This is a genomic window from Promicromonospora sp. NPDC057488, assembly GCF_042802395.1.
GTDB lineage: Bacteria > Actinomycetota > Actinomycetes > Actinomycetales > Cellulomonadaceae > Promicromonospora.
This window is the reverse complement of the sequence record NZ_JBHVEG010000107.1, coordinates 1-20,951: the sequence shown is the minus strand read 5'-3', so window position 1 is coordinate 20,951 and position 20,951 is coordinate 1. Positions and strand designations below refer to the sequence as shown.

Here is a 20,951-nt window from a genome sequence, read left to right as displayed (position 1 = left end):
AGCTTGTCGAGACCCGGGTCTCGACAAGCTCGACCGGCAGCGGGCGGGGTTCTGATTGAATCCGACGGAATTGGTCGTGTTTTCTGCCGGGTCGTTGACGGAAAAATTCGGGGGTCCCTATGGTCGCCAGCATGTCGACGACGACAACACCGGGCAGCGCCGCACGGCGCGCCCACGAGAGCCGCGTGGTGGCCGCGCTGCGTGACGGGCCCCTGAGCCGCGCCGAGCTCGCCCGCCGCGTGGGGCTGTCCCGCACCACCCTGTCCGAGACCACGGCCGAGCTGCTGCGCCGCGGCGCCGTCGTCGTGGTCGACACCGACGCCGCCACGCGGCGCGGCAGCGGCCGGCCCGCCGAGCGGCTCGCGCTCGACCCGGGCTCGGGCCAGTACCTCGGCGTCGACTTCGGCCACCGCCGGGTGCGCGCCGCCGTGGCGGACGCCGCCCGCGAGACCGTCGCGTCCGGCGTCGAGCACTACGACGACGACACCCCGTGGACCGAACGCCTCGACCGCGCCTTCCGGCTGGTCGACCGGCTCGCGAAGGAGCACGGCCTGCACTTCGGCGAGCTCCAGGCGGTCGGCATCGGCGTCGTCGGGCCGTACGGCGGGTGGCGTGTCGACGGCAAGCAGGTCTCCTGGGCCCGCCGCTCCGCCCCGCACGACGTGCACGGCGCGTTCGCCGAACGCTTCGGCGCGCCCGTCGTCGTCGACAACAACACGCGCCTGGCGGCGCTCGCGGAGGCGGTCTCCCAGCCCGAGAACGCGACCGACCTGCTGTACGTGCGGCTGTCGGACGGCGTCGGCGGCGGGCTCGTCGTCTGCGGCCGGATCGGCACCGGGGCGCACGGGTTCGCCGGCGAGCTGGGGCACGTGTCGGTGGACCCCGCCGGCAGCCGGTGCCGCTGCGGCAAGCGCGGCTGCCTGGAGACCGTGGCCTCCGCCCCGGCGGTGCTCGCGGCGTGCCGCGCCAAGGGTGTCGAGGTGAGCACTTTCGACGACCTCGCCGCCGTCGTGGCCACCAGCGACCCGGTGGTCGAGGGCGTGCTGCGCGACGTCGGCGCCGCCGTCGGCCGCGTGCTGAGCATGGCGGCCCTGACCCTGGACCCCGACGAGATCGTGATCGGCGGCGAGATCGTGCACGTCGCGCCCGTGATCGTCGAGCAGGCCGCCGCCACGCTGCGCTACGAGCTGCACCCGCTGCCCACCGACGAGCCCGTCGTCGTCCGGGCCGGACGCCTGCGCGACACCGACGGGGCGCTGGGCGCCCTTGCCGCCGCCTTCCATCTCTCCCCGCTCCTGGTCGGCTACCCCCAGCCCGAGGCCGCCGACGGACGCGAGGACCTGCGCGGAACCCTGCGCACCCCCATACCCGCACCACTGCACGCACGCCTGAGGAGAGCCCTGTGACCACGTCGACCGTGTCGACCCCCACCCCGGCGAGGAACGGGTCACCACCCCGCCGCCGGGCGGGCAAGCACACCACGCTGCTGGCCCTGAACGCCGTCTCGATCGTGGGCGGCATCGGGGTCTGGTGGGTGCTGGCCCTGAGCGGCCTCCAGCTCCCGACGCCGCCCGAGGTGCTGGCCAAGGCCGTGGACCTGGCGGTCAGCGGCACACTGGCCGAGGACCTGCTGGCCAGCCTCGGCCGGGTCCTGGCCGGGTTCCTGCTCGGCTCGGCCGCCGCGATCCCCGTCGGGTTCCTCATGGGCTGGTACACGCCCGCCCGCGGCCTGTTCGAGCCGTGGATCCAGTTCTTCCGCACCATCCCGCCGCTGGCGCTGCTGCCGCTCGTGCTGGTGCTGATGGGCATCGGCGAGCTGCCCAAGGTGTTCGTCATCTTCCTCGCCGCGTTCCTGGCCTGCGTCATCTCGACGTACCAGGGCGTCGTCAGCGTGGACCGGACGCTCATCAACGCGGCCCGCGTGCTCGGCGCCAATGACGGCACGATCTTCCTGCGCGTGGTGGTGCCGGCGTCCTCGCCGTTCATCCTCGTGGGCATGCGCGTGGGCCTCGGCTCGGCGTGGGCCACCCTCGTGGCCGCCGAGCTGCTGGCCGCGCAGGCGGGCCTCGGGTTCCGCATGCAGCAGGCCCAGACCTACTACGACCTCGCGACGATCTTCGTCTCCATCGTCGCGATCGGCGTGCTCGGCCTCGTGATGGACCGGCTGCTGCTGCTCGCGGAGACCCGGCTGACCGGATGGCAGGAACGACGATGAGCACCAACACCCCCACCCTGACGGGCACCGCCAAGATCTCCGTGCGGGACACCCGCAAGACGTTCGCCCTCAAGGACGAGGAGTTCGTCGCGCTCGACGGCGTCTCGCTGGACGTGGCCGACAACGAGTTCGTCACCGTCGTGGGCCCCTCGGGCTGCGGCAAGTCCACCCTGATGAACATCGTCGCGGGCCTGGAGACGCCGACGTCGGGCGAGGTGCTCGTGGACGGCGCCGGCGTGACCGGTCCCGGACCGGAACGCGGCGTCATCTTCCAGCAGTACGCGCTGTTCCCGTGGCTCACGGTGCGCAAGAACGTCGAGTTCGGCCTCAAGGTGGCCGGCCTGCCCGCCGCCGAGCGGCGCGAGCGCGCCGAGCACTACGTGCGCCTGGTGGGCCTGGAGCAGTTCGCGGACGCGCTGCCCAAGACGCTGTCCGGCGGCATGAAGCAGCGGTGCGCCATCGCCCGCGCCTACGCCGTCAACCCGTCGATCCTGCTGATGGACGAGCCCTTCGGCGCGCTCGACGCCCTGACGCGCGTGCGGCTGCAGGAGCAGCTCCTGGACACCTGGAGCACCGAGAAGCGCACCGTCCTGTTCATCACGCACGACGTCGACGAGGCGGTCTTCCTGGCCGGCCGCGTGGTGGTCATGGCCGCCCGGCCGGGCCGCATCCACGAGGTGATCGACGTCGACCTGCCGTACCCGCGCACCGAGGAGGTGCGGCTCAGCCCGCAGTTCGCGGAGCTGCGCAACCGCGTGTGGCGGGCCGTGTACCACCAGACCACAGGCACCCAGACCTCCACCCAGACCTCCATCCAGACCCAGAACTGAGGACACCCCCATGCGATCTTCCAGGAGAACTCTCGCCGCGGCCGCGGCCGGTCTCGCCCTCGTGCTGTCCCTCGGCGCCTGCTCGTCCGAGGGCGGCGCCGGGGGCGAGGACGGCACGATAGAGGTCAACTTCGGCTACATCCCCGACTTCAACGGCACCAGCCTGCTGGCCATCGCCGAGGACCAGGGGCTGTGGGCGGAGCACGGCATCGACGCCACGACGTCGTCGTTCACCAACGGGCCGCTGCAGATCCAGGCGCTCGGCACGGGCGACCTCGACTTCGGGTACATCGGCCCCGGCGCGTTCTGGCTGCCCGCCTCCGGGCAGGCCAAGGTCGTCGCGCTGAACACCCTCGGCCGGGCCGACCGCGTGGTCGCGCAGCCCGGCATCGAGTCCGTCGAGGACCTGAAGGGCAAGACGGTCGCGGTGCCGGAGGGCACGTCGGGCGACATGATCCTCACCCTCGCCCTCCAGGAGGCGGGCATGACCAAGGACGACGTCGAGCTGGTGCCCATGGAGCCGCCGGCCATCGTGGCCGCGCTCTCCTCCGGGCAGGTCGACGCCGCCGGCTTCTGGTACCCGGCGCTCGCGACGGTCAAGAAGCAGGTGCCCGACCTCGTGGAGCTGGCCCAGAACAGCGACTTCGAGGAGACCGTCGCGTTCCCGACGGCGTTCGTGGCCGGCAACGACGTGGTGGCCGACGACCCCGAGAAGGTGGACGCCGTGCTCAAGGTGCTGCGCGAGGCGATGGCCTACCGTGCCGAGAACATGGACGAGGCGATCGCGCTCACCGCCGAGTTCAACGACCTCCCGGAGGCGGACGTCGAGGCGGACGCCGCGAACGTCCAGGTGCTCGACGCCGCCGAGATCGACGGGCTGACCCAGGACGGCACCACCGACACGTGGCTGACCGGCATGCAGGACTACTTCGTCGGCGCAGGCCAGCTCCCGGAGGCCGTGGATCCCGCCGAGTTCTACCTGGGCGACCAGTTCGTCAAGGCGGGTGAGTGACGCGGTGGGTGACGCAGCGGCAGCCAAGAACGTCCTGTTCCTGATGACCGACCAGCACCGGGCCGACACGCTGGGCGCCTACGGCAACCCGCTGGCGTCGACGCCGGTGCTGGACGGGCTCGCGGCGTCCGGCACGCGGTTCGACCGCTGGTACACGCCGACGGCGATCTGCACGCCGTCACGCGCGAGCCTGCTCACCGGGCAGGCGCCGTTCCGGCACCAGGTGCTGGCCAACCACGAGCGCAACGTGGGTTACCAGGAGGACCTGGCCGAGGGCACCTTCACGTTCGTCGAGGCGCTGCGCGACCACGGGTACAACACCGGCCTGGTCGGCAAATGGCACGCGGGCACGGAGAAGAACGCGGCGTCGTTCGGGTTCGACGGGCCGGACCTGCCCGGGTGGCACAACCCGGTCGACAACCCGGACTACCTGGCCTACCTGGCCGAGCACGACCTGCCGCCGTACGAGATCAGCGACCGCGTGCGCGGCACGCTGCCCAACGGCGGGCCGGGCAACCTGCTCGCCGCCCGGCTGCACCAGCCGGTCGAGGCCACCTTCGAGGCCTACCTGGCCACGCGCACCATCGAGCTGCTGGAGCGGTACGCGGACGACTTCCGGTCGGGCCGGCGGCCGTTCTTCCTGGAGCTGAGCTTCTTCGGGCCGCACCTGCCGTACATCGTGCCGGACGAGTACTTCGACCTGTTTGACCCGGCCGACGTCGAGCTGCCCGCCTCGATCGCGGAGACCTTCGAGGGCAAGCCGCCCGTGCAGGCCAACTACAGCGCGCACTGGACGTTCGACACCATGCCGATCGAGGTGACGCGCAAGCTCATCGCGGTCTACTGGGGCTACGTGACGCTCATCGACCAGCAGATCGGGCGGGTCATGGACGCGCTGGAGCGGCTGGGGCTCGTGGACGACACGGCGGTGTTCTTCACGTGCGACCACGGCGAGTTCACCGGCGCGCACCGGCTGCACGACAAGGGCCCGGCGATGTACGAGGACATCTACCGCACGCCCGGGCTGCTGCGGGTCCCGGGCGGACCGGCGGGCCAGGTGCGCACCGAGTTCGTGAGCCTGCTGGACTGCACGGCCACGATCCTGGAGCTGGCCGGCATCGACCCGGCGCCCGCCGTCGACTCGCGGAGCCTGCTGCCGCTGGCCGCGGGCGAGGACGTCCCGTGGCAGCAGGACATCGTGTGCGAGTTCCACGGGCACCACTTCCCGTACCCGCAGCGCATGCTGCGGGAGGACCGGTACAAGCTCGTGGTCAACCCGGACTCGGTCAACGAGCTCTACGACCTGCACACCGACCCGGACGAGCTGACCAACGCCTACGCCGACCCGGCGCTGGCCGACGTGCGCCGGCGCATGATGGGGCGGCTGTACCGGCTGCTCCGGGATCGCGGCGACAACTTCTACCACTGGATGACCACGATGTACGACGTCGGGGAGGTCGACCACGACCCGACCCAGTCGGGTCTGGACGAGACGACGTACGCGGCGCGCTGAGCGGGTGGCGGGGCGGGCCGGCCGCGGTCACGCCCCGCGCAGGTAGTCGAGCATGAGGTCGAACGCGGCCTCGAGCTGGTCGGACCGGCCCGTGGCGCGCAGCACCTGGACCCCGCCCTGGATCCCGGCGACGAAGGCCGCCGCGGTCCGGTCGGGGTCCAGGTCCGCGCGCACCTGGCCGCTCGCCTGCATCGCGACGATCCCGGCGCGGATCGCGCGCTGCCACTGCGCCAGCAGCTCCGTGATCACCTCGGCGGTGCCGGGCGAGCCCGACATCTGGTCCATGAGCGCGCCGAGCGGGCAGTGCCGGCCCTGGGCCTGGTAGCGGGCGACCACGGCGTCGCGCCATGCGGTCCACGACTCCCACGAGTCGAGCGCGCTGAGGTGCGGCTCCTGGTCGGTCAGCACGCCGTCCGCCTCGTGCCGCGCGACGGCGAGCAGCAGCCCCTCCTTGCCGTCCGGGAAGTAGTGGAAGATCTGGCCCTTGCTGGTGCGGGTCACCGCGCCGACGTCGTCCAGCGTGACGGAGCCCGGGCTGTTGCCGCGCAGGTACTCGGCGGCGCCCTCGATGATGCGCTGCCGGGTCGCCTGGCCCTTCGGGGTGAGCTTCACGCGCACGACGGTACGGGCGTTCTTCTGGACTTGCTAGTCCAAAATTCGGTTCCTAACGTCGCGGGCATGACGCAGAGAGTCGTGACACAGAGGCTGCAGGGCCGGACCGCCCTGGTGACCGGGTCCACCAGCAACATCGGCCGCGCGATCGCCCAGGCGCTCGCCGCGGAGGGCGCGCACGTCGTCGTCTCGGGGCGGGACCAGGAGCGCGGGGAGGCCGTCGTGGCCGGTATCCGGGCCGACGGCGGGGCGGCGGAGTTCGTCCGCGCCGACCTGGACGGCACGCCCGAGGCCAGCCACGCCCTGGCCGACGCGGCGGCGGAGGCGCTGGGCGGGCGGATCGACGTGCTGGTGAACAACGCGGGCATCTACCGCACGGCCCCGACGCTGGCCGACACCGACGCCGAGGCCCTCGACCGGCTCTACGCCGTGAACGTGAAGGCCCCGTACTTCCTCACGCAGGCCGTGGCGCCGCGCATGGTGGCCGACGGCGGCGGCGCGATCGTCAACCTCGGCTCCTGGGTGGCGCGGCTCGCGGCGCCGTCGGGCGGCGCCTACGCCTCGACCAAGGCCGCGATGGAGTCGCTGACGCGGTCCTGGGCCGCCGAGCTCGGGTCGCAGGGCGTGCGCGTCAACGCCGTCTCCCCGGGCGTCGTCCGCCCGCCCGACCTGGACCCGGCCGTCTCCTTCTCGGAGAACATGACCGTCGGGACGCCGGCCGGTGCGCCGGGGCACCCGGACGCGATCGGCGCGGCGGTGGTCTACCTCGCCTCGGACGACGCGCGGTTCGTGCACGGGACGGTGCTCGACGTCGACGGCGGGCGCACGGGCGTGGCGGTCGTCGCCTCGTGATCGCCGGCGGCCCGGCCCCGAAGTAACGACCATGCATCTGCTGCCAGCATGGCGCTGGATCTGGCAGCAAGTGCATGGTCCGGCATCGGATGAAAGTGACGCTTGTCGGTAGATTTCACCCAAAGTTTACTGATGTCACCTCAGGTCAGGGTCCCGCCGTGTCAGGGTGAGCGAGGCACCGGGGCCCGCAGGGGGTCGCGGGCCGTCGCACACGGAGGTCGACGATGCGCACACGTCTCGTACGGGCACGGGGTCTGGGTCGGGTCTGGGGGAGCGGGCTGTCGGCGCTCGCCGTCGCGGCCGGGGTGCTGGTGGCGCCGGGCGCGGTCGCGCAGGACGTCGCTACGTCGGTTGCGTCGGCGGCGACGGCGACCGCTGGGGCGCAGTCCGTCGCCGACGTCCCTTCCGGCTACTACGACAGCGCCGAGGGCCTGACGGGCGAGGCGCTCAAGGCCGAGCTGAACGACATCATCAGCGTGAGCGACTCGGTGTCGTACAGCGAGGTGTGGGACGGCCTGATGGCCAGCGACGAGGACCCCGCGAACCCGGACAACGTGATCCTCCTGTACACCGGCGAGTCGCGGGCCAAGGGCCTGAACGGCGGCGACGTCGGCGACTGGAACCGGGAGCACGTCTGGGCCAAGTCGCACGGCGACTTCGGCACGGCCACCGGGCCCGGCACCGACCTGCACCACCTGCGGCCCGCCGACGTCCAGGTCAACGGCATCCGCGGCAACAAGGACTTCGACGACGGCGGCAGCGCGGTCTCCGGCGCGCCCGGCAACTACACCGACTCCGACTCGTTCGAGCCGCGGGACGACGTGAAGGGCGACGTCGCGCGGATGATCCTGTACATGGCCGTGCGCTGGGAGGGCGAGGACAGCTTCGCCGACCTGGAGCCCAACGACACCGTGAACAACGGCTCGGCGCCGTACCACGGCAAGCTCTCCACGCTGCTGGAGTGGAACGACGCCGACCCGGTGTCCGCGTTCGAGGCCAACCGGAACGACGTCATCTACGAGCAGTTCCAGCACAACCGGAACCCGTTCATCGACCACCCGGAGTGGGCCGACGCGATCTGGGGCTGACCGTCCGACCCCGCCCACGTGTCAGACGTACAGGTCACCCGGGGGACCTGTACGTCTGACACGTGCCGCGTGCCTACCCTGGAGAGAGCACCGGAGGTGGTCACCGTGTCGCACGAGGTCACGTCAGCCCCGCGGATCCCGCCGCGCTGGTTCGTCCGGCTCGCCTGGCAGGTGCACCGCGGCATGTACCGCGTCAGCGGCGGAAGGCTCGGCCTCCGCCGCCCCCGCGGACACCGCTGGGGGATGCTGCGCGTGACCACCACGGGGCGGCGCACCGGGTGCGAGCACAGCGTGATCCTCGCCTACCTGGAGGACGGCGCCGACCTGGTCGCCCTCGCGATGAACGGCTGGGCCGACGGCGAGCCCAGCTGGTGGCTCAACCTCAAGGTGCACCCCGAGGCCACCGTGGACCTGGTCGGCGAGTCCCGCACGGTGCGCGCCCACGCCGCCCAGGGCGCCGAGCGGGACCGGCTCTGGGCCGCGTGGCGCACCTACGACCACCGGCTCGACGCCTACGCCGCGCTGCGCACCACCGAGACGGCGGTCGTGGTCCTGGAGCGGTGGGAGGAGCCCCGGCATTCCTGAGCCGGGTCGCACCCGAGGCGGGACGACGGCGCCGGTCCCACGGTGGCCGGTCACAGCGTGGCCGTCGCCAGCGCTTCCTTGTGCCCGCCGAGCGTGATCTCGATGCGGTCCATGTCCGTGAGTGACACCGCCGTCGACGCGTCGAGGCCCGTCGTCTCGCCGCCCGACCACGACCACGTGGCCGCGACCGTGCGCGCGCCGTCCCGGCCCACCAGCACCAGCTCGTACCTGATCGGCTCCGGCGGGACGTAGGCGCCCTCGGGCGGCTGCTGCCCCGGGTCGGGCGGGTAGTGGCAGCTCCACCGGAACTTGGTGCCCCAGGTCGTGGGCGTCGCCACCACCTCGGCGCGCATGTCGGCGCCGGCCACGGGGCGCAGCTCGATGGTCCGGGCCTCGGTCGCCGTGGTTCCGGGAGGCGTGCTCGACGCGGGGCCCGACGACGGCGCGCCCGACGACGCCGGGCCCGATGACGCGGTGGCGCCCGCCCCGAGCGGGGCGGCGTCGTCCGGCGTGCCGAACAGGCCGCCCGCGGAGAGCACCGAACCGCCCACCGCCCCGGCGACGACCAGGGCGCTGGCGGCCACGGCGCCCAGGGCGCGGCGCCGGAACCGGGAGCGGCGCGCGGCGCGGGCCAGCGGCGCGAGCGGGATCACCGGTGCGCGCCCGGCGGGCGACGCGCCGCCGTCGTCGGCCAGGCGGCCCCCGACGCCGAGCGCGCCGCCGGCCACTGCCTCGTCCGGAGCGGCGTCCTCCTCGGTCAGCGCCCGCGCGTGCGCGGGGCTGATGGTGCCGAGCAGGCCCGGCAGGCCCGCGAGCTCGGCCACGGCGGAGCGGCACGCGGCGCACCCGGCCAGGTGCCGCTCGTAGGCGCGCCGGTCGCTCGGGCCGAGGGCGCCGAGCACGTAGGCCGCGTCCCACTCGGCGAACTCGTCGCCGTCTCCAGTCCCCGCCGGGATCATGCCGTGACTCCTTTCTCCTGCAGCGCGAGCCGCAGCGCCCGCAGGCCGTAGTGCAGGCGGGACTTGACCGTCCCGGCCGGGACGCCCAGCTCGGCCGAGAGCTCGGCCACCGAGCGGCCGCCGTAGTACGCGCCCACCACCACCGCGCGGTGCGGCGGCGAGAGCGACAGCAGCGCGTCGGCGACCAGCCACGAGTCCAGCACGGCCTGGGTCGTGTCGCGACCCTCCCGGTCGGGCACGTGCCCGGTGGGGTGCTCGCGGGCGCGCCGGGCGCTGCGGAGGTGGTCGACCGAGAGGTTGCGCGCCACCGTGAACAGCCAGGCGCGCACGGAGTCCTCGGACCGTTCGAGCACCTCGGGGTGCCGCCAGGCACGCAGCAGGGTCTCCTGCACCACGTCGCGCGCCTCCTCCTCGTCACCCGTGCGGCGCACGACGTACCGGTACAGCGCGTCGGCGTGCGTGTCGTGCACCGCCTCGAGGAGCTCGTCCTCGGCACCCACGAGCGGCTCCTTCCGTGTGTGTCGGTGTCGGTTACCCGGTCCGGTCGTCTAGCGCGTCACTCGCCGGGGGCGAGCTGCAGCGAGAACTCGATGCTGCCCTCATCCTCCACCGTCACGAACCCGAGGTCCGGCGCCTCGACGCCGAAGTCCTCGAACGTGACCGGCACACTGCCCACCACCTGCACGGGGTCGCCGCTGGTCGCGTCGCCCGCCACCTCGGCGTCGACCGTGGCCGGCTGCGTGACGCCGTGCACGGTGAGCTCGCCGGTCAGCGCGACCGACGTCGCGCCCTCCTCGATCGGCGCCGGCTCCGTGAGCGTGAACGTCGCCGTCGGGAACTGGCCGACCTCCATCGCGTTGTCGCGGAAGTACGCGTCGCGGTTGGCCTCGTCCGTGGCCACGCTCGCGATGTCCACCTCGATGTCGGCGGCCGTGATCGCGCCGTCCGCCACCGTGACCGAACCGGTGACGTCCTCGGTGCGCCCGGTCACCGTCACGTCCTCGCCCTGGAGCACCTCGTCGACGCGGTAGCCCGCGAAGGACCCGTCGGTCACGGTCCACGTGCCGGCCGCGGCCTCGGCGTCGGGCAGCGGGGCCGCCGACGTCGCCAGGCTCGGTGCCTCCGCCGCCGCCTCGTTCGCGCGGTCCGCGTACAGGCCCGGCCCCCAGATGAAGGCCGCCGCACCGACCACGACCACAGCCGCTCCGACGCCGATCCCTACCTTGGTCCCTCTGCGCACGCTCCGCCCCTCTCGTCGCAGGCCGACCGGATGCCGGCCTCTGCCCGGTACTACGGGCGAAAAGGCCGATCGGTTCAATCGGGCTCGGATCGGGTTCGGGCCGGACTCATCGACTTCGGTCCCCTGCTCCGAGACCGGTCAATCGTCCGACCGGTCTCAGGACAACCGGCCGATCTCACCTGCCCCCGGGGGATAGGGGTGAGAGAGGCGAGAGGGCGATGAGTTTGGGGGGCCAGGGGCGTCCACAGGGGCGGGGGTGTGTTGCACCGCCCCGGTCCGAGCGCACCTGGAGGCAGTATGACCGACACCTTCGACGTCGACGTGACCCGCGACCTCGACGGACCCGTGGAGGCGGCGTGGGCCGCGTGGAGCACGCCCGACGGGCTGCGCGCCTGGTGGGGGCCCGGCGCGTTCACCTGCCCCGCGGCCGAGGTCGACCTGCGGGTGGGCGGCCGGGCCCTGCTCGCGATGCGCGCCCCCGCCGAGTACGGCGGCGGCGACACGTGGTCCACCTGGGACTTCACGGTCGTCGAGCCGGTGCGGCGCATCGAGTACACGTTCCGGTTCAGCGACGCCGCCGGGGCTCCGGAGGCACCGCCGATGCCGGACGTGCCCGCCGAGGGGCACCACGAGGTCGAGATCACCGGCCTGGGCGACGGGCGCAGCCGCATCCACATGGTCGAGCACGGGTACACCAGTGCGGCGGCCCGCGACATGTCGCAGCAGGGCCTGGAGGCGTGCCTCGACAAGATGGCCGGCTACGTGGCGGGCCGCTGACACCGTCACCTGCGCCCCTCGCCCCGGCGTCCGACGCGGAGCAGGACGACGGCGAGGCCGACCAGCAGCAGCCCCGCCACCGGTGCCTGCGCCAGAGCGGCCGGCGCGCCCCACGCGTCGGCAGCCCGGCCCGCGAGCGACGCCGCCAGCGCCGAGCCGGCGGCGCTCGCGGAGTTGTTCCAGGTGAACGCCTGGGTGAGCACGGACGGCCGCACCGACCGCTCGGTCAGCACGGTGAGCAGCACCAGCGTGGGCGGCACGGCGGCCTCCGTGAGCACCAGGGCCGCGCCGAGCCAGGCCGCCGACGGCGCGAACGGCAGCAGCGCCGCCGTCGCCGTCAGGTAGGTGGTGACGACCACGAGCTGCGTTGGGGCCGGGGTGCCGCGCCGTCGTCGGCCGTACAGCCAGCCCGAGGCGAGCCCGGCGAGGCTCCCGGCGGCGATGACCGGCGTCGCCGCCGCGGGCGTGCCGTGGCCGACGGCGAACGCCGTGACCGCCACGCCCATGGTGCCGAAGTAGAGGCCGATCGCGAGGTTGAGCAGGGCCAGCAGCAGGAACGCCGGCGTCAGCAGGGACGATCGCGCGGCGTGCTCGGCATCGGCGTGCGGCGGGTGCGGCGGGGGAGCGGTGCGGCGCTGGAGGGCCAGGGCGGTGCCGCCGCCGAGGATCAGCCCGGCCGCGACGAGGCTGGCCGCCGTCGCGTGCCCCGCCGCGCCCAGCGCGGTGACCAGCACCGGGCCGAGCAGGAAGCTCGTGGCGTTCGCGAGCGACTCCAGCGAGAACGCGGTGGGCAGGTCGTCGTCCCGCGTGCCGCGCAGCAGGTGCGCCCAGCGGGCGGCGGACAGGGCGCCGAGCTGGGGCACGGCCGCGCCCGCGCAGGCCGCGGCGACCACGGCGGCGGCCGGCGTCGTCGACAGCAGGACGCCGGCGACGGCGCAGCCGTGCGCGACCAGGTAGAGCGGGAGCGTGCGGGTCTGGCCGAACCGGTCGACCAGCCGGGCCAGGTGCGGGCCGACGAGCGCCTCCGCGAGGGCGAAGGCGGCGGTGGCCAGGCCGGCCGTCGCGTAGGAGCCGGTGCGGTCGTGCAGCAGCCAGACCAGGCCGAGGCCCGTCATGGCGATGCCGACCCGGCCGGAGCCGGCGCTGATGAAGAAGGCGGCGGCGCCGGGCGCGCGCAGCAGTGAGCGGTAGCCGCCGGTGGCAGCAGACATGGGTGTCCTTCGTCGCCGTCCGGCGGGACGGGCCACCCGGGGTCGCCGGCGCCTGGTGCTGCGAAGTGCTGCTGGGGTGCGACCCGTGGCCCGCCTGGGGGCATCCTGGGCTGCGGTGGGACGGGACACGCGCCCCTGCCGCCGCCCCCGACACCGGGCGGTAAGCAAACGATGTGCCCGGGCCGATGCGGACCCGGACGACTGCGCAGGACGCTAGCAGGACGCCGCGGTCAGCGGAACCTCGTCGTGCCGGGCGACGCCGAACGTGCCGCCCGGATATCGCAGCCCGGAGAAGTACATGTTGGTGTGGGCCACGATCTGCTCGCCGGTGATCGGCACTCCGTCCCACGCGGTGTCGGTCGTGGTGTGCGCGTCGCTCACGAGCGTCACGTCGTAGCCGAGCGCGGCGGCCCGCTGCGTCGTGGTGCGCACGCAGAAGTCGGACTGCGCGCCGGCCACGACCAGCCGCGTCGTACCGAGGCCGGTCAGCACGTGGGTGAGGTCGGTGTCGGCGAACGAGTCGCGGTACGCCTTGTGCACCAGCGGCTCGTCCGCGCGCCGGGCCAGCCCGTCGGCGAGGTCCCAGCCCGGTGTGTCCCGCTCCAGGCCGGGCTCGTGGTGCTGCACCCAGACGACCGGCGTCCCGGCGTCACGGGCCCGCCCCACCAGGGCGGCCGAGCGGGCGACGACGCCGTCGGCGTCGAAGCAGCCGCGGACGACATCGGCCTGGAGGTCGATCAGGAGGACGGCGGTGGTCATGGGCAGGAAACCTCGTGGAAGTCGTCGGGGTCGGCGAAGGGGAACTGGTAGCAGATGGACTCCACCTCGCCGGTGTAGCCGCCCATCCAGTCCGTGATCTCGCGAGAGTACTTGACCACCACGTGGCCCGATGTCTCCTCTACGACCGTCCCGTCCTCGATCGACTCCGGCACGGCCCGCAGGTTCAGCTCGTTGCGGTCCAGGTCGGCCAGGCGCCACGCCCATCGGTCCTGGGCGGTGTCGTACCCGGCCGTGCCGAGCGCCACGAGGGGGACGACGACGGTCGCGATGACGACCGCGGCGACGATCCAGCGCATGCGATGGCGGGGCTCTGCGGTCATGGGTCGTATCGTGCCAGGTGAGCGGGCCGGCCGAACCAGCCCAGAGCGGGCGCGCCGTCCGGACCCGCGCTACCGCGCCAGGCGCATCGCGATGCTCGCCGGCGCCGTCTCGACGAAGCCCAGGCTGCGGTACAGGGGCCGGCCCGGCTCGTCCGCGTTCAGCGTGATGTAGGCGCCGGCCGGGGCGCGGTCCGCGATCTGGTCCAGGAGCCACGTCATCACCCGGCGGCCCAGGCCCCGGCTCTGGTGCTCGGGCAGCGTCGCGATGTCGGCGATGTGGAAGTACCAGCCGCCGTCGCCGAGCGTGCGCCCCATGGCGACGGCGCGGTCCGTCGCGGCCTCGCGGACGTGGCAGAAGGCCCAGCTCGCCGTCAGCACGGGCGCGGCCTGCTCGGCCGACTTGGGGGACAGGCCGGCGGCCGAGCGCAGGTGCAGGTACTCGTCGACGCTGGGGGCGGTCGGGACCAGGACGTAGGGGACGTCGCTCATGCGAGCACCCTATGCAGTCGGACGGCGTGGCAGTCGGACGGCGTGCCCGCGCGCTCTCGCGGGCGGGCGGCCCCCGTAGAGTCTGCGCATGCTCCGGACCCGCACCGTCGTGAAGCTCGTGCTCGCGGGCCTGGTGCTCGTCGGCGTGGTCCTGGCGGCGCCCCCGCTGTGGCTGGCCGTCGACGAGGCCGCGGTGCCGCCGTCGTCGACCTTCCCCGACCTGCCCGACGGGGCCCGGGTCACCACCGTCGACATGGGTTGCGGTTCCGGCGGCTGCTGGCGCGAGCTGACCGTCCAGGCCCCCGACGGCGCGACCGGGGCGGAGCTCGTGGCCGCGGTGCTGCCCGACGGCTCGGAGTGCGTCGCCCGGAGCCTGATCGACCGCCGCCGGGTGTGCACCGGGGTGATCGAGACCGCGAAGACGAACCTGGCCGAGGACGACGCCGTGCGGTTCTACGTGCAGTACGACCGGTCGTGACCCCGGACCCCGCTACCGTGGCTGCGCATGACGCATGCCGACACCGTGATCGACGCCGACCTGATCCGGGACCTGCTCCGCGAACAGCACCCTGACCTGGCGGAACTCCCGCTGGAGCTCGGCGCTCGCGGCTGGGACAACCAGCTCTGGCGGCTCGGCGACGAGCTCGCCGTCCGGCTGCCGTGGGCCACGGAGTCCGCGGACGACCTGCTGCGCAAGGAGCACGCCTGGCTACCCGCCCTGGCCCCGGACCTGCCGCTGCCGGTCCCGGTGCCGCAGCGGCTGGGCGAGCCGGCCGAGCGGTTCCCGCGGCCCTGGCTCGTGACCACCTGGGTGCCGGGCGCGCCGGCTGACCGCGTGCCCGTCACCCGGGGCGAGGAGGCCGCTCGGGCGCTGGCCGGGTTCCTGACGGCGCTGCACCGGCCCGCCCCGGAGGGGGCGCCGTCGGGCCGCGGCCGGGGTGGGGCCCTCGCCGAGCACACCTCGGGCTTCGCGCTGCAGCTCGCCGAGACCGTGGAGCGTGGCCTGGTCGCCGACCCGGAGGCGGTGCGCGCCGTCTGGGACGACGCCGCCGCGGCGCCCGGGTGGGCGGGCCCGCCGCTCTGGCTGCACGGCGACCTGCACCCGGCCAACGTGCTGACTGCGGACGGCACCCTGTGCGGCGTCATCGACTTCGGCGACCTGTTCGCCGGCGACCCGGCCGTCGATCTCGCCGCGACCTGGCTGCTCCTGCCGGACGGCGGCGTCGACGCCTTCCACGCCGCCTACGAGCCGGCCGTGGACGACGCGACCCTCCGGCGCGCCCGCGGCTGGGCCGTGGCGAAGTCGCTGGTCGGGCTGCTCATCGGCGAGGCAGGCGTGCACGGCCGGCCAGGCGGCAAGAAGTCGTGGGGTCCGCCGGCACGGGCGTCGCTGGAGCGGCTGCTGGCGACGGCGTGACGTCGGTTCGCTGCCGCTAGGCGGCGAGCTCCGCCAGGAGGCGCTCACGGAGCCGGACGAGCTGGTCGGCCGACTCGGCCGGGCTGACCCCGTCGGTGAAGACGGTCGCGGCGGCGACCTCGCCGGCCAGCGGGTCAGCGACCCAGCGCGCGATCCAGTCGTGGCCCTCGATGATCCAGTCCTTGCCCCGGCTGGTGACCGCGCGCTCGCGCAGCACGGTCACCGACCGCTCGGGGTCGGGGCTCGGCACCAGGTGGACGACGTCGGGGACCGGCGCCAATGCACGACGCACCTGGTCGGCGTGGTCGGGAACGGTGAAGCTGGTGTAGCCCGCGCCGAACGCGATGACCGCCTCCGCGTGGTCCTCGACGACGCGCTGCACGGCGTGCGCGCGGGCGGGCTCCCACTCGCGTTCCGCGACGGCCCAGCCCACGGCGGCGTCTCGCTCCAGGAGCCGGTCCAGGCTCCAGCCGACCTCGGCGCAGTAGGTCCAGGCGATCTCGTCGATGTCCACGAACGGGAGCCCGATCCGTTCGGCGACGAGCGCGCCGAGCGTGGACTTCCCTGCCGCGAGCGGGCCGACCAGGATCATCGAGAGCCTCCGGTAACTGGGTGAAATATCCCAGTATCACCTATAGGTCGGGCTCCGCGGGGCCGTGCCTCAGGCGACTCCCGGCCGGTGGTGGTCCAGGTAGTTCTGCGTGGTGGTCAGAGTCTTCATGTCGGGCATCCGGTCGAGGTACACGAGCCCGTCGAGGTGGTCGATCTCGTGCTGGAAGACACGGGCCGCGTACCCCGTGATCTCGCTGGTGAGTGCCTGCCCGGTCTCGTCGGTGTACCGCACCGTGATGCGCTCGGACCGCGGCACCAGCCCCATGTACCCGGGCACGCTGAAGCAGCCCTCCCAGTCGAGCACCGTCTCGGCGGAGCGCTCCAGGACGGTGGGGTTCAGGATCTGGATCAGACCGGTCTCGGGCCGGTCGGGGAACACCTCGGTCCTGCGGACCTCGACGATCGCGGCTCGCACCGAGACGCCGATCTGCGGCGCCGCCAGACCGGCGCCCTTGAGGCTGCGCAGCAGGGTCGTCAGGGCGTCGAGGACCTCGCGCGCCTCCGCGGCGTCGATCTCCGCGGTGGGCGCCTTGAGGCGCGGGTCCCCGATCGACACGAGGTCGGCCTCGGTGAGGCCGTCGGTCCGGTCACTGTGCTGCGTCATGCGATTCCTTCCGGGCAGGAGGGCCATCGTCCCAGACCAGCGCGGGTCCGGACTTGCCGGACGCGCCCGGTCCGGCCAGGATCGCGGGCGGGCCGCGACACCAGGGGAGACACATGTCAGACGAACGCCGGGACTGGCTCGCCGGGCACCTCGCCGCGGCCGCCGACGGGTTCGGCGTGACGATCGACGGCGAGCCGGTGCGCGGGTCCTACGACCGCACCCTCGCCGTCCGGACGTCGGGGCCCGCGTGGCTGCGGGTCACGGCGCAGGAGCCGCAGTGGGCGCGGGGTGAGTACTGGGACGGCATCGCGACCGCGACGGGCGCGCCGTTCGACGCCGTCCCGATGCCCCGGCACCTGCGGTCCGCCGAGTGGACCGACGGCGGCCAGGTGGTCCGGGCGGACCTGATCACGCTCGTGGACGAGCCAGCAGTGGGCTCCGGCCTCGTGCTGGACCACCCGGTCGACCTGCCGGGCACCTGGTGGACCGCGCTCCGGGCGGGGCTCGACGCCCTGCGCACCGTGACCGGCACCGACCGCCGCGTGCTGCGGCCCGAGGAGCTCCAGGAGGCGATCCGGCTCCGCTTCGGCGTCGGGATCGATCTCGGCCGCGTCGAGTGGGAGGTGGCCCACGGCGACCTGCACTTCGGCAACCTCACGGGCCCGCGCCTGACGATCCTGGACTGGGAGTACTGGGGCTGGGCCCCCGCCGGGTACGACGCCGCGGTCCTGGCCTGCTCCGCCGTCCGCCGGCCCGACGTCGCCGCCAGGGTCCGTGCCGAGTTCGCGGGCGTGCTCGACACCTACTCCGGTGCGGTCGCCCAGCTCGCCGCCGCCGAGAAGTACCTGCGGCTCGTCGACATCGGCGCGCACCCTGAGATCGCCGAGCCAGTGCGCCGGCAGGCCGGCGTCGTCCGGGAGCGGTTCGGCTGACCGGAGCCGGGGCTCACGCCCCGGGCTTCGCCACCTCGAGCAGCAGGTCGACGAGCCGCTCGGCGGCGTCGGGCACGCCGTTGCTCCGGGCGGCCTTGGCCATGCGGTCGCGCCGTCCGGCGTCGTCGAGCAGGCCGGCCAGCGCACCGCGGAGGTCCGAGAAGGTGAGGTCACCCTCCAGCGCGACCGCCGCGCCCAGGTCCTGGAGGCGCCGGGCGCCCAGCACCTGCTCGTTCCCGGCGGCAGACGCCAGGGGGATCAGCACGGCGGGCTTGCCCAGCGCCGTCAGCTCGGCGAGGGTCCCGGCCCCGCTCCGGGAGACGACGACGTCGGCCAGCGCCAGCACGTCCGGCAGTTCCGCCCCGACGAAGCCGAGCACTCGGTAGCGCGCGGCCAGCTCGGACCCGAGCTTCGCGGTGCGCTCGAACATCTCCTTGAGGTTGTTGGGCCCGCACTGGTGGATCACGTTGGCGCGCTGGAGCAGCCAGGGCAGCGTCTCGGCGACCAGGTCGTTGATCTGCACGGACCCCTGGGCGCCGCCCGTGACGTACAGGACGGGCAGGTCGGGGTCGAACGAGTCGAGGCCGAGGGCGTCGACGGCCTTGATCGGCTCGCCGGTCAGCACCTCGGCGCGCACCGGGTTGCCGGTCACGACGGCCCGCTCACGCACCGCCTCCGGCAGCAGCTCGATCGTGGACGGCGAGGACACCGCGACGCGTGTCGCCCGCTTGGCCAGGAGGCGGTTGGCCAGCCCGAGCCGGACCGTCTGCTCGTGCACCACCAGCGGACGCCGGACCAGCCCGGCCGCGATGCCGACCGGCACGGCGACGTAGCCGCCGGTCGAGAGGATCACGTCGGGCTTGAAGTCCGCGACGATCGAACGCGCCTGCGCGACGCCGAGCGGCACCCGCGCCATGTCCTTCATGTTGCTGGCCGACAGCATGCCCAGCGGGTTGCTCGACCGGCGCAGCTTGCCCGTGGCCACCGGCACGAACCGGATTCCCTCGGACGCCGTGACCCGGGCCTCCAGCCCGTCGGCCGTGCCCGCCCAGAGAACGCTCACCGCGGTGCCCGACTCGGCCAGCCGCGCCTGGAGCGCACGCAGCGTCGTGAGCGCCGGGTAGGTGTGCCCGCCGGTCCCGCCACCGGTGACCAGAAGTCGGAACTCGGACGGCTGTGAACTCACGAGACATCTCCCTAGGACGGCAGGGGTGGGGGCGCGGTGCCCACTGTAGGCGATCCGCGCGGGCCAGTTGCTTCGCCGTCGGGATATGGATTTTCGCAGGTCAGCGTGTTGGAGCCCAGGTCAGGTGCGCAGATCCGCGCACGATCCGGTGGTCGTGGCGCAGACCTCCGGGAATGCGCGAATGAGTAAAGAAATGTGCGGACATGAACGCCGGAAAGGCGTTCTATTTCTACATTCGCAATTGTCTTGACCGCCCATTGAATTTGCTGGCAGTATCTCGGCACCCCATCGATCTGGGTGCCACATGGTCACGAGATGAGCGTCAATATCGGTCGGCCCTGGCTCGGAATGACAACAGAGAGTAGAAGACCATGGGCGACGTGATCGTGACGGGCGTCTACGTGAGGGTTACCGGGGTGTCGAGCACGGAGCGCGGCTCCGAGGGCGTCGTGAAGACCGTGCGGCAAGGGTGGACCGGGAAGGAGGCCGTGGTCGTGGCTCCGGGCCCCCTGCGGTCGCGAGAGTTCACCGTTCCCCTGGTGGACCTCTCGATGAAGTGAGCCGCGCGGTCCGGTCAGGCGGCGAGGAGAATGCTTTTCCCTGCTTTCGGACTGGACTTAGGGTCGCCATATTCTTGCAGTTCAGGGGCATTTTTGCGGGGTGCGCGAGCCCTTGTGAACCCATGGCCGGAGCCATGGGTCACGTCACCGCGCTCCCAGCCTTCGGCTGACCTCGCGCGCCGCGCGCGTGGCCTGTTCCGCGAGCCCGGCCCTCGCGTCGTCGTCATATGCCTCGGAGCGGAACGTGATCGCCAGGCCCGCGACCGGCCTACCCGTGTGGTCGACGACGGCGGCGGCCACCGACGCGAAGCCCGCCGTCACCTCGCCGTCCTCCACCGCGAAGCCGCGCTCCCGCGACAGCCGCAGCACGTCGCGCAGCTCGCGCAGGGTGCGCGGCCCCGCGCCGGTCAGGTCCGTGAACGACCCCGGCGTCGGGTACAGCGCGCGCACCTGCGCCGGCGGCAGCAGCGCGAGCACGGCCCGCCCGCTCGCGGTGAGGTGGCTGGGGAGGTGGACGTCGACGTCGGTCACCAGGGGCGGGCGCCCCGCCGCCCGCTGCTCCACCAGGTACAGGACCTCGCGGCCGTTCAGGACGGCGAGGTGCCCGTTCTCCCCGGCGGCCTCCACGAGGCGCGCGACGACGGGCGCCGCCAGGCGGGTGAGCGGAGCCTGCCGCGTGTACGCGCTGCCCAGGCCGAGGGCCGCGACCCCCAGGCCGTAGCGGCGCTCGTCGGGGAAGTGCCGCACGAAGCCCTCGTCGCCCAACACCGACAGCAGGTGGTAGACGCTGGACCGGGGCACCCCGATGCCGTGCGCGATCGCGCCCGCGGGCACCGGCCCCGGCTGCGCCGCGAGGAACGACAGCAGGCGGGCGGTGTGGCGCGCGGCGGGAACGGCGCTGCTGGTGCCCACGGGTGTCCTCCTCGAGGTGCTGGCGCTGGTGCTGCTGCGGGGCGCTGATGCTGAGGTGACTGGTCGGTAGTTCCGGGTAGTCGGTAGAAGGTCAGGTGGTGGGCCACCCGGGGGGGGGCCGGCCAGGCGTTCTACCCACCCCCCCGGATTGGCGGCCCCCCCCCCCCCGCCGCGCGCCCCCCGCGCCGCCCGGCGGCCGCCGGCGCGGTCCCGGGGAGGCTGCCCCTGCGCACGGAGGGGTGGTT

General features: G+C 73.6%; 25 protein-coding genes. 13 read left to right on the top strand and 12 right to left on the bottom strand.

The features are described 5' to 3' along the window. Positions 1-131 precede the first annotated feature (131 nt). The 5 genes from ACFU5G_RS19935 to ACFU5G_RS19915 are packed head-to-tail and all read left to right on the top strand — an operon-like array spanning position 132 to position 5,570. Positions 132-1,406 carry an ROK family protein gene (locus ACFU5G_RS19935; RefSeq protein ID WP_377248638.1) on the top strand — a complete coding sequence of 425 codons (1,275 nt, stop codon included), beginning with the start codon at positions 132-134 and terminating at the stop codon, positions 1,404-1,406. Next, positions 1,403-2,215: an ABC transporter permease gene (locus ACFU5G_RS19930; RefSeq protein WP_377248635.1), complete on the top strand. Its 813-nt coding sequence runs from the start codon at positions 1,403-1,405 to the stop codon at positions 2,213-2,215. Before ACFU5G_RS19935 ends, ACFU5G_RS19930 begins: the two co-directional genes overlap by 4 nt. Continuing rightward, the gene (locus tag ACFU5G_RS19925; protein ID WP_377248633.1) at positions 2,212-3,045 is read left to right on the top strand and encodes an ABC transporter ATP-binding protein; all 834 of its coding nucleotides are present in this window, start codon (positions 2,212-2,214) and stop codon (positions 3,043-3,045) included. The genes ACFU5G_RS19930 and ACFU5G_RS19925 overlap by 4 nt, the downstream gene beginning before the upstream one ends. Positions 3,046-3,055: 10 nt before the next feature. Further along, the gene (locus tag ACFU5G_RS19920) at positions 3,056-4,057 is read left to right on the top strand and encodes an aliphatic sulfonate ABC transporter substrate-binding protein (RefSeq protein WP_377248630.1); all 1,002 of its coding nucleotides are present in this window, start codon (positions 3,056-3,058) and stop codon (positions 4,055-4,057) included. A gap of 4 nt (positions 4,058-4,061) precedes the next feature. After that, positions 4,062-5,570 carry a sulfatase-like hydrolase/transferase gene (locus tag ACFU5G_RS19915; RefSeq protein ID WP_377248628.1) on the top strand — a complete coding sequence of 503 codons (1,509 nt, stop codon included), beginning with the start codon at positions 4,062-4,064 and terminating at the stop codon, positions 5,568-5,570. A gap of 27 nt (positions 5,571-5,597) precedes the next feature. Here ACFU5G_RS19915 and ACFU5G_RS19910 read toward each other — a convergent pair whose 3' ends face one another. Then, on the bottom strand, positions 5,598-6,182 hold the full coding sequence (locus ACFU5G_RS19910; RefSeq protein ID WP_377248625.1) for a TetR/AcrR family transcriptional regulator: 585 nt from the start codon (positions 6,180-6,182) through the stop codon (positions 5,598-5,600). A 66-nt stretch (positions 6,183-6,248) separates the two neighbouring features. Here ACFU5G_RS19910 and ACFU5G_RS19905 point away from each other — a divergent pair, with 66 nt between their 5' ends. The 3 genes from ACFU5G_RS19905 to ACFU5G_RS19895 all read left to right on the top strand — a co-directional run bounded on the left by ACFU5G_RS19905 (position 6,249) and on the right by ACFU5G_RS19895 (position 8,707). Then, complete coding sequence (locus ACFU5G_RS19905) at positions 6,249-7,034, top strand: SDR family NAD(P)-dependent oxidoreductase (protein WP_377248623.1); 786 nt, start codon at positions 6,249-6,251, stop codon at positions 7,032-7,034. Positions 7,035-7,258: 224 nt separating this feature from the next. Continuing rightward, a complete protein-coding gene (locus tag ACFU5G_RS19900; RefSeq protein ID WP_377248620.1) occupies positions 7,259-8,122 on the top strand; it encodes an endonuclease I family protein in 864 nt (287 codons plus the stop codon). Positions 8,123-8,227: 105 nt separating this feature from the next. Continuing rightward, a complete protein-coding gene (locus ACFU5G_RS19895) occupies positions 8,228-8,707 on the top strand; it encodes a nitroreductase/quinone reductase family protein (RefSeq protein ID WP_377248618.1) in 480 nt (159 codons plus the stop codon). Between the two features lie 50 nt (positions 8,708-8,757). Here the strand turns inward: ACFU5G_RS19895 and ACFU5G_RS19890 are convergent, their stop codons facing one another. Genes ACFU5G_RS19890 through ACFU5G_RS19880 form a run of 3 tightly spaced genes read right to left on the bottom strand, consistent with a single transcriptional unit; the run spans position 8,758 to position 10,906 of the window. After that, positions 8,758-9,666 (bottom strand): anti-sigma factor family protein, encoded by a 909-nt coding sequence (locus ACFU5G_RS19890; protein WP_377248616.1) that lies wholly within the window; start codon positions 9,664-9,666, stop codon positions 8,758-8,760. Next, positions 9,663-10,166, bottom strand: a complete 504-nt coding sequence (locus ACFU5G_RS19885) for a sigma-70 family RNA polymerase sigma factor (RefSeq protein ID WP_377248613.1) — start codon at positions 10,164-10,166, stop codon at positions 9,663-9,665. The genes ACFU5G_RS19890 and ACFU5G_RS19885 overlap by 4 nt, the downstream gene beginning before the upstream one ends. 56 nt (positions 10,167-10,222) lie before the next feature. Beyond that, positions 10,223-10,906, bottom strand: coding sequence for a YceI family protein (locus tag ACFU5G_RS19880; RefSeq protein WP_377248611.1), 684 nt, complete (start codon positions 10,904-10,906; stop codon positions 10,223-10,225). A gap of 297 nt (positions 10,907-11,203) precedes the next feature. Here ACFU5G_RS19880 and ACFU5G_RS19875 point away from each other — a divergent pair, with 297 nt between their 5' ends. Continuing rightward, positions 11,204-11,683 carry an SRPBCC domain-containing protein gene (locus ACFU5G_RS19875; protein WP_377248608.1) on the top strand — a complete coding sequence of 160 codons (480 nt, stop codon included), beginning with the start codon at positions 11,204-11,206 and terminating at the stop codon, positions 11,681-11,683. Between the two features lie 5 nt (positions 11,684-11,688). Here the strand turns inward: ACFU5G_RS19875 and ACFU5G_RS19870 are convergent, their stop codons facing one another. From ACFU5G_RS19870 to ACFU5G_RS19855, 4 genes are all read right to left on the bottom strand, one after another. Beyond that, positions 11,689-12,894, bottom strand: coding sequence for an MFS transporter (locus ACFU5G_RS19870; RefSeq protein WP_377248606.1), 1,206 nt, complete (start codon positions 12,892-12,894; stop codon positions 11,689-11,691). A gap of 213 nt (positions 12,895-13,107) precedes the next feature. Beyond that, positions 13,108-13,653 carry a cysteine hydrolase family protein gene (locus ACFU5G_RS19865; RefSeq protein ID WP_377248603.1) on the bottom strand — a complete coding sequence of 182 codons (546 nt, stop codon included), beginning with the start codon at positions 13,651-13,653 and terminating at the stop codon, positions 13,108-13,110. Beyond that, on the bottom strand, positions 13,650-13,994 hold the full coding sequence (locus tag ACFU5G_RS19860; protein ID WP_377248600.1) for a hypothetical protein: 345 nt from the start codon (positions 13,992-13,994) through the stop codon (positions 13,650-13,652). Before ACFU5G_RS19860 ends, ACFU5G_RS19865 begins: the two co-directional genes overlap by 4 nt. 69 nt (positions 13,995-14,063) lie before the next feature. Then, positions 14,064-14,483, bottom strand: coding sequence for a GNAT family N-acetyltransferase (locus tag ACFU5G_RS19855; protein WP_377248597.1), 420 nt, complete (start codon positions 14,481-14,483; stop codon positions 14,064-14,066). Positions 14,484-14,571: 88 nt separating this feature from the next. On the opposite strand from ACFU5G_RS19855, the gene ACFU5G_RS19850 reads away from it, so the two are divergent. Next, on the top strand, positions 14,572-14,961 hold the full coding sequence (locus ACFU5G_RS19850; RefSeq protein WP_377248595.1) for a hypothetical protein: 390 nt from the start codon (positions 14,572-14,574) through the stop codon (positions 14,959-14,961). 27 nt (positions 14,962-14,988) lie between these two features. Continuing rightward, entirely contained in the window at positions 14,989-15,900 is a 912-nt protein-coding gene (locus tag ACFU5G_RS19845; RefSeq protein WP_377248592.1) for an aminoglycoside phosphotransferase family protein, read from the top strand. 16 nt (positions 15,901-15,916) lie between these two features. Here ACFU5G_RS19845 and ACFU5G_RS19840 read toward each other — a convergent pair whose 3' ends face one another. Beyond that, positions 15,917-16,492 (bottom strand): shikimate kinase, encoded by a 576-nt coding sequence (locus ACFU5G_RS19840; protein WP_377248589.1) that lies wholly within the window; start codon positions 16,490-16,492, stop codon positions 15,917-15,919. A 69-nt stretch (positions 16,493-16,561) separates the two neighbouring features. After that, entirely contained in the window at positions 16,562-17,116 is a 555-nt protein-coding gene (gene def / locus ACFU5G_RS19835; RefSeq protein WP_377248586.1) for a peptide deformylase, read from the bottom strand. Positions 17,117-17,229: 113 nt separating this feature from the next. On the opposite strand from def, the gene ACFU5G_RS19830 reads away from it, so the two are divergent. Beyond that, the gene (locus ACFU5G_RS19830) at positions 17,230-18,048 is read left to right on the top strand and encodes a phosphotransferase (RefSeq protein WP_377248583.1); all 819 of its coding nucleotides are present in this window, start codon (positions 17,230-17,232) and stop codon (positions 18,046-18,048) included. Positions 18,049-18,061: 13 nt separating this feature from the next. Here ACFU5G_RS19830 and ACFU5G_RS19825 read toward each other — a convergent pair whose 3' ends face one another. Further along, entirely contained in the window at positions 18,062-19,234 is a 1,173-nt protein-coding gene (locus tag ACFU5G_RS19825; RefSeq protein ID WP_377248580.1) for a glycosyltransferase, read from the bottom strand. A gap of 371 nt (positions 19,235-19,605) precedes the next feature. Between ACFU5G_RS19825 and ACFU5G_RS19820 the strand changes: the two genes are divergently transcribed. Then, on the top strand, positions 19,606-19,794 hold the full coding sequence (locus ACFU5G_RS19820; RefSeq protein ID WP_377248577.1) for a hypothetical protein: 189 nt from the start codon (positions 19,606-19,608) through the stop codon (positions 19,792-19,794). 144 nt (positions 19,795-19,938) lie between these two features. Here ACFU5G_RS19820 and ACFU5G_RS19815 read toward each other — a convergent pair whose 3' ends face one another. Further along, the gene (locus ACFU5G_RS19815; RefSeq protein WP_377248574.1) at positions 19,939-20,706 is read right to left on the bottom strand and encodes an IclR family transcriptional regulator; all 768 of its coding nucleotides are present in this window, start codon (positions 20,704-20,706) and stop codon (positions 19,939-19,941) included. Between the last annotated feature and the right edge of the window lie 245 nt (positions 20,707-20,951).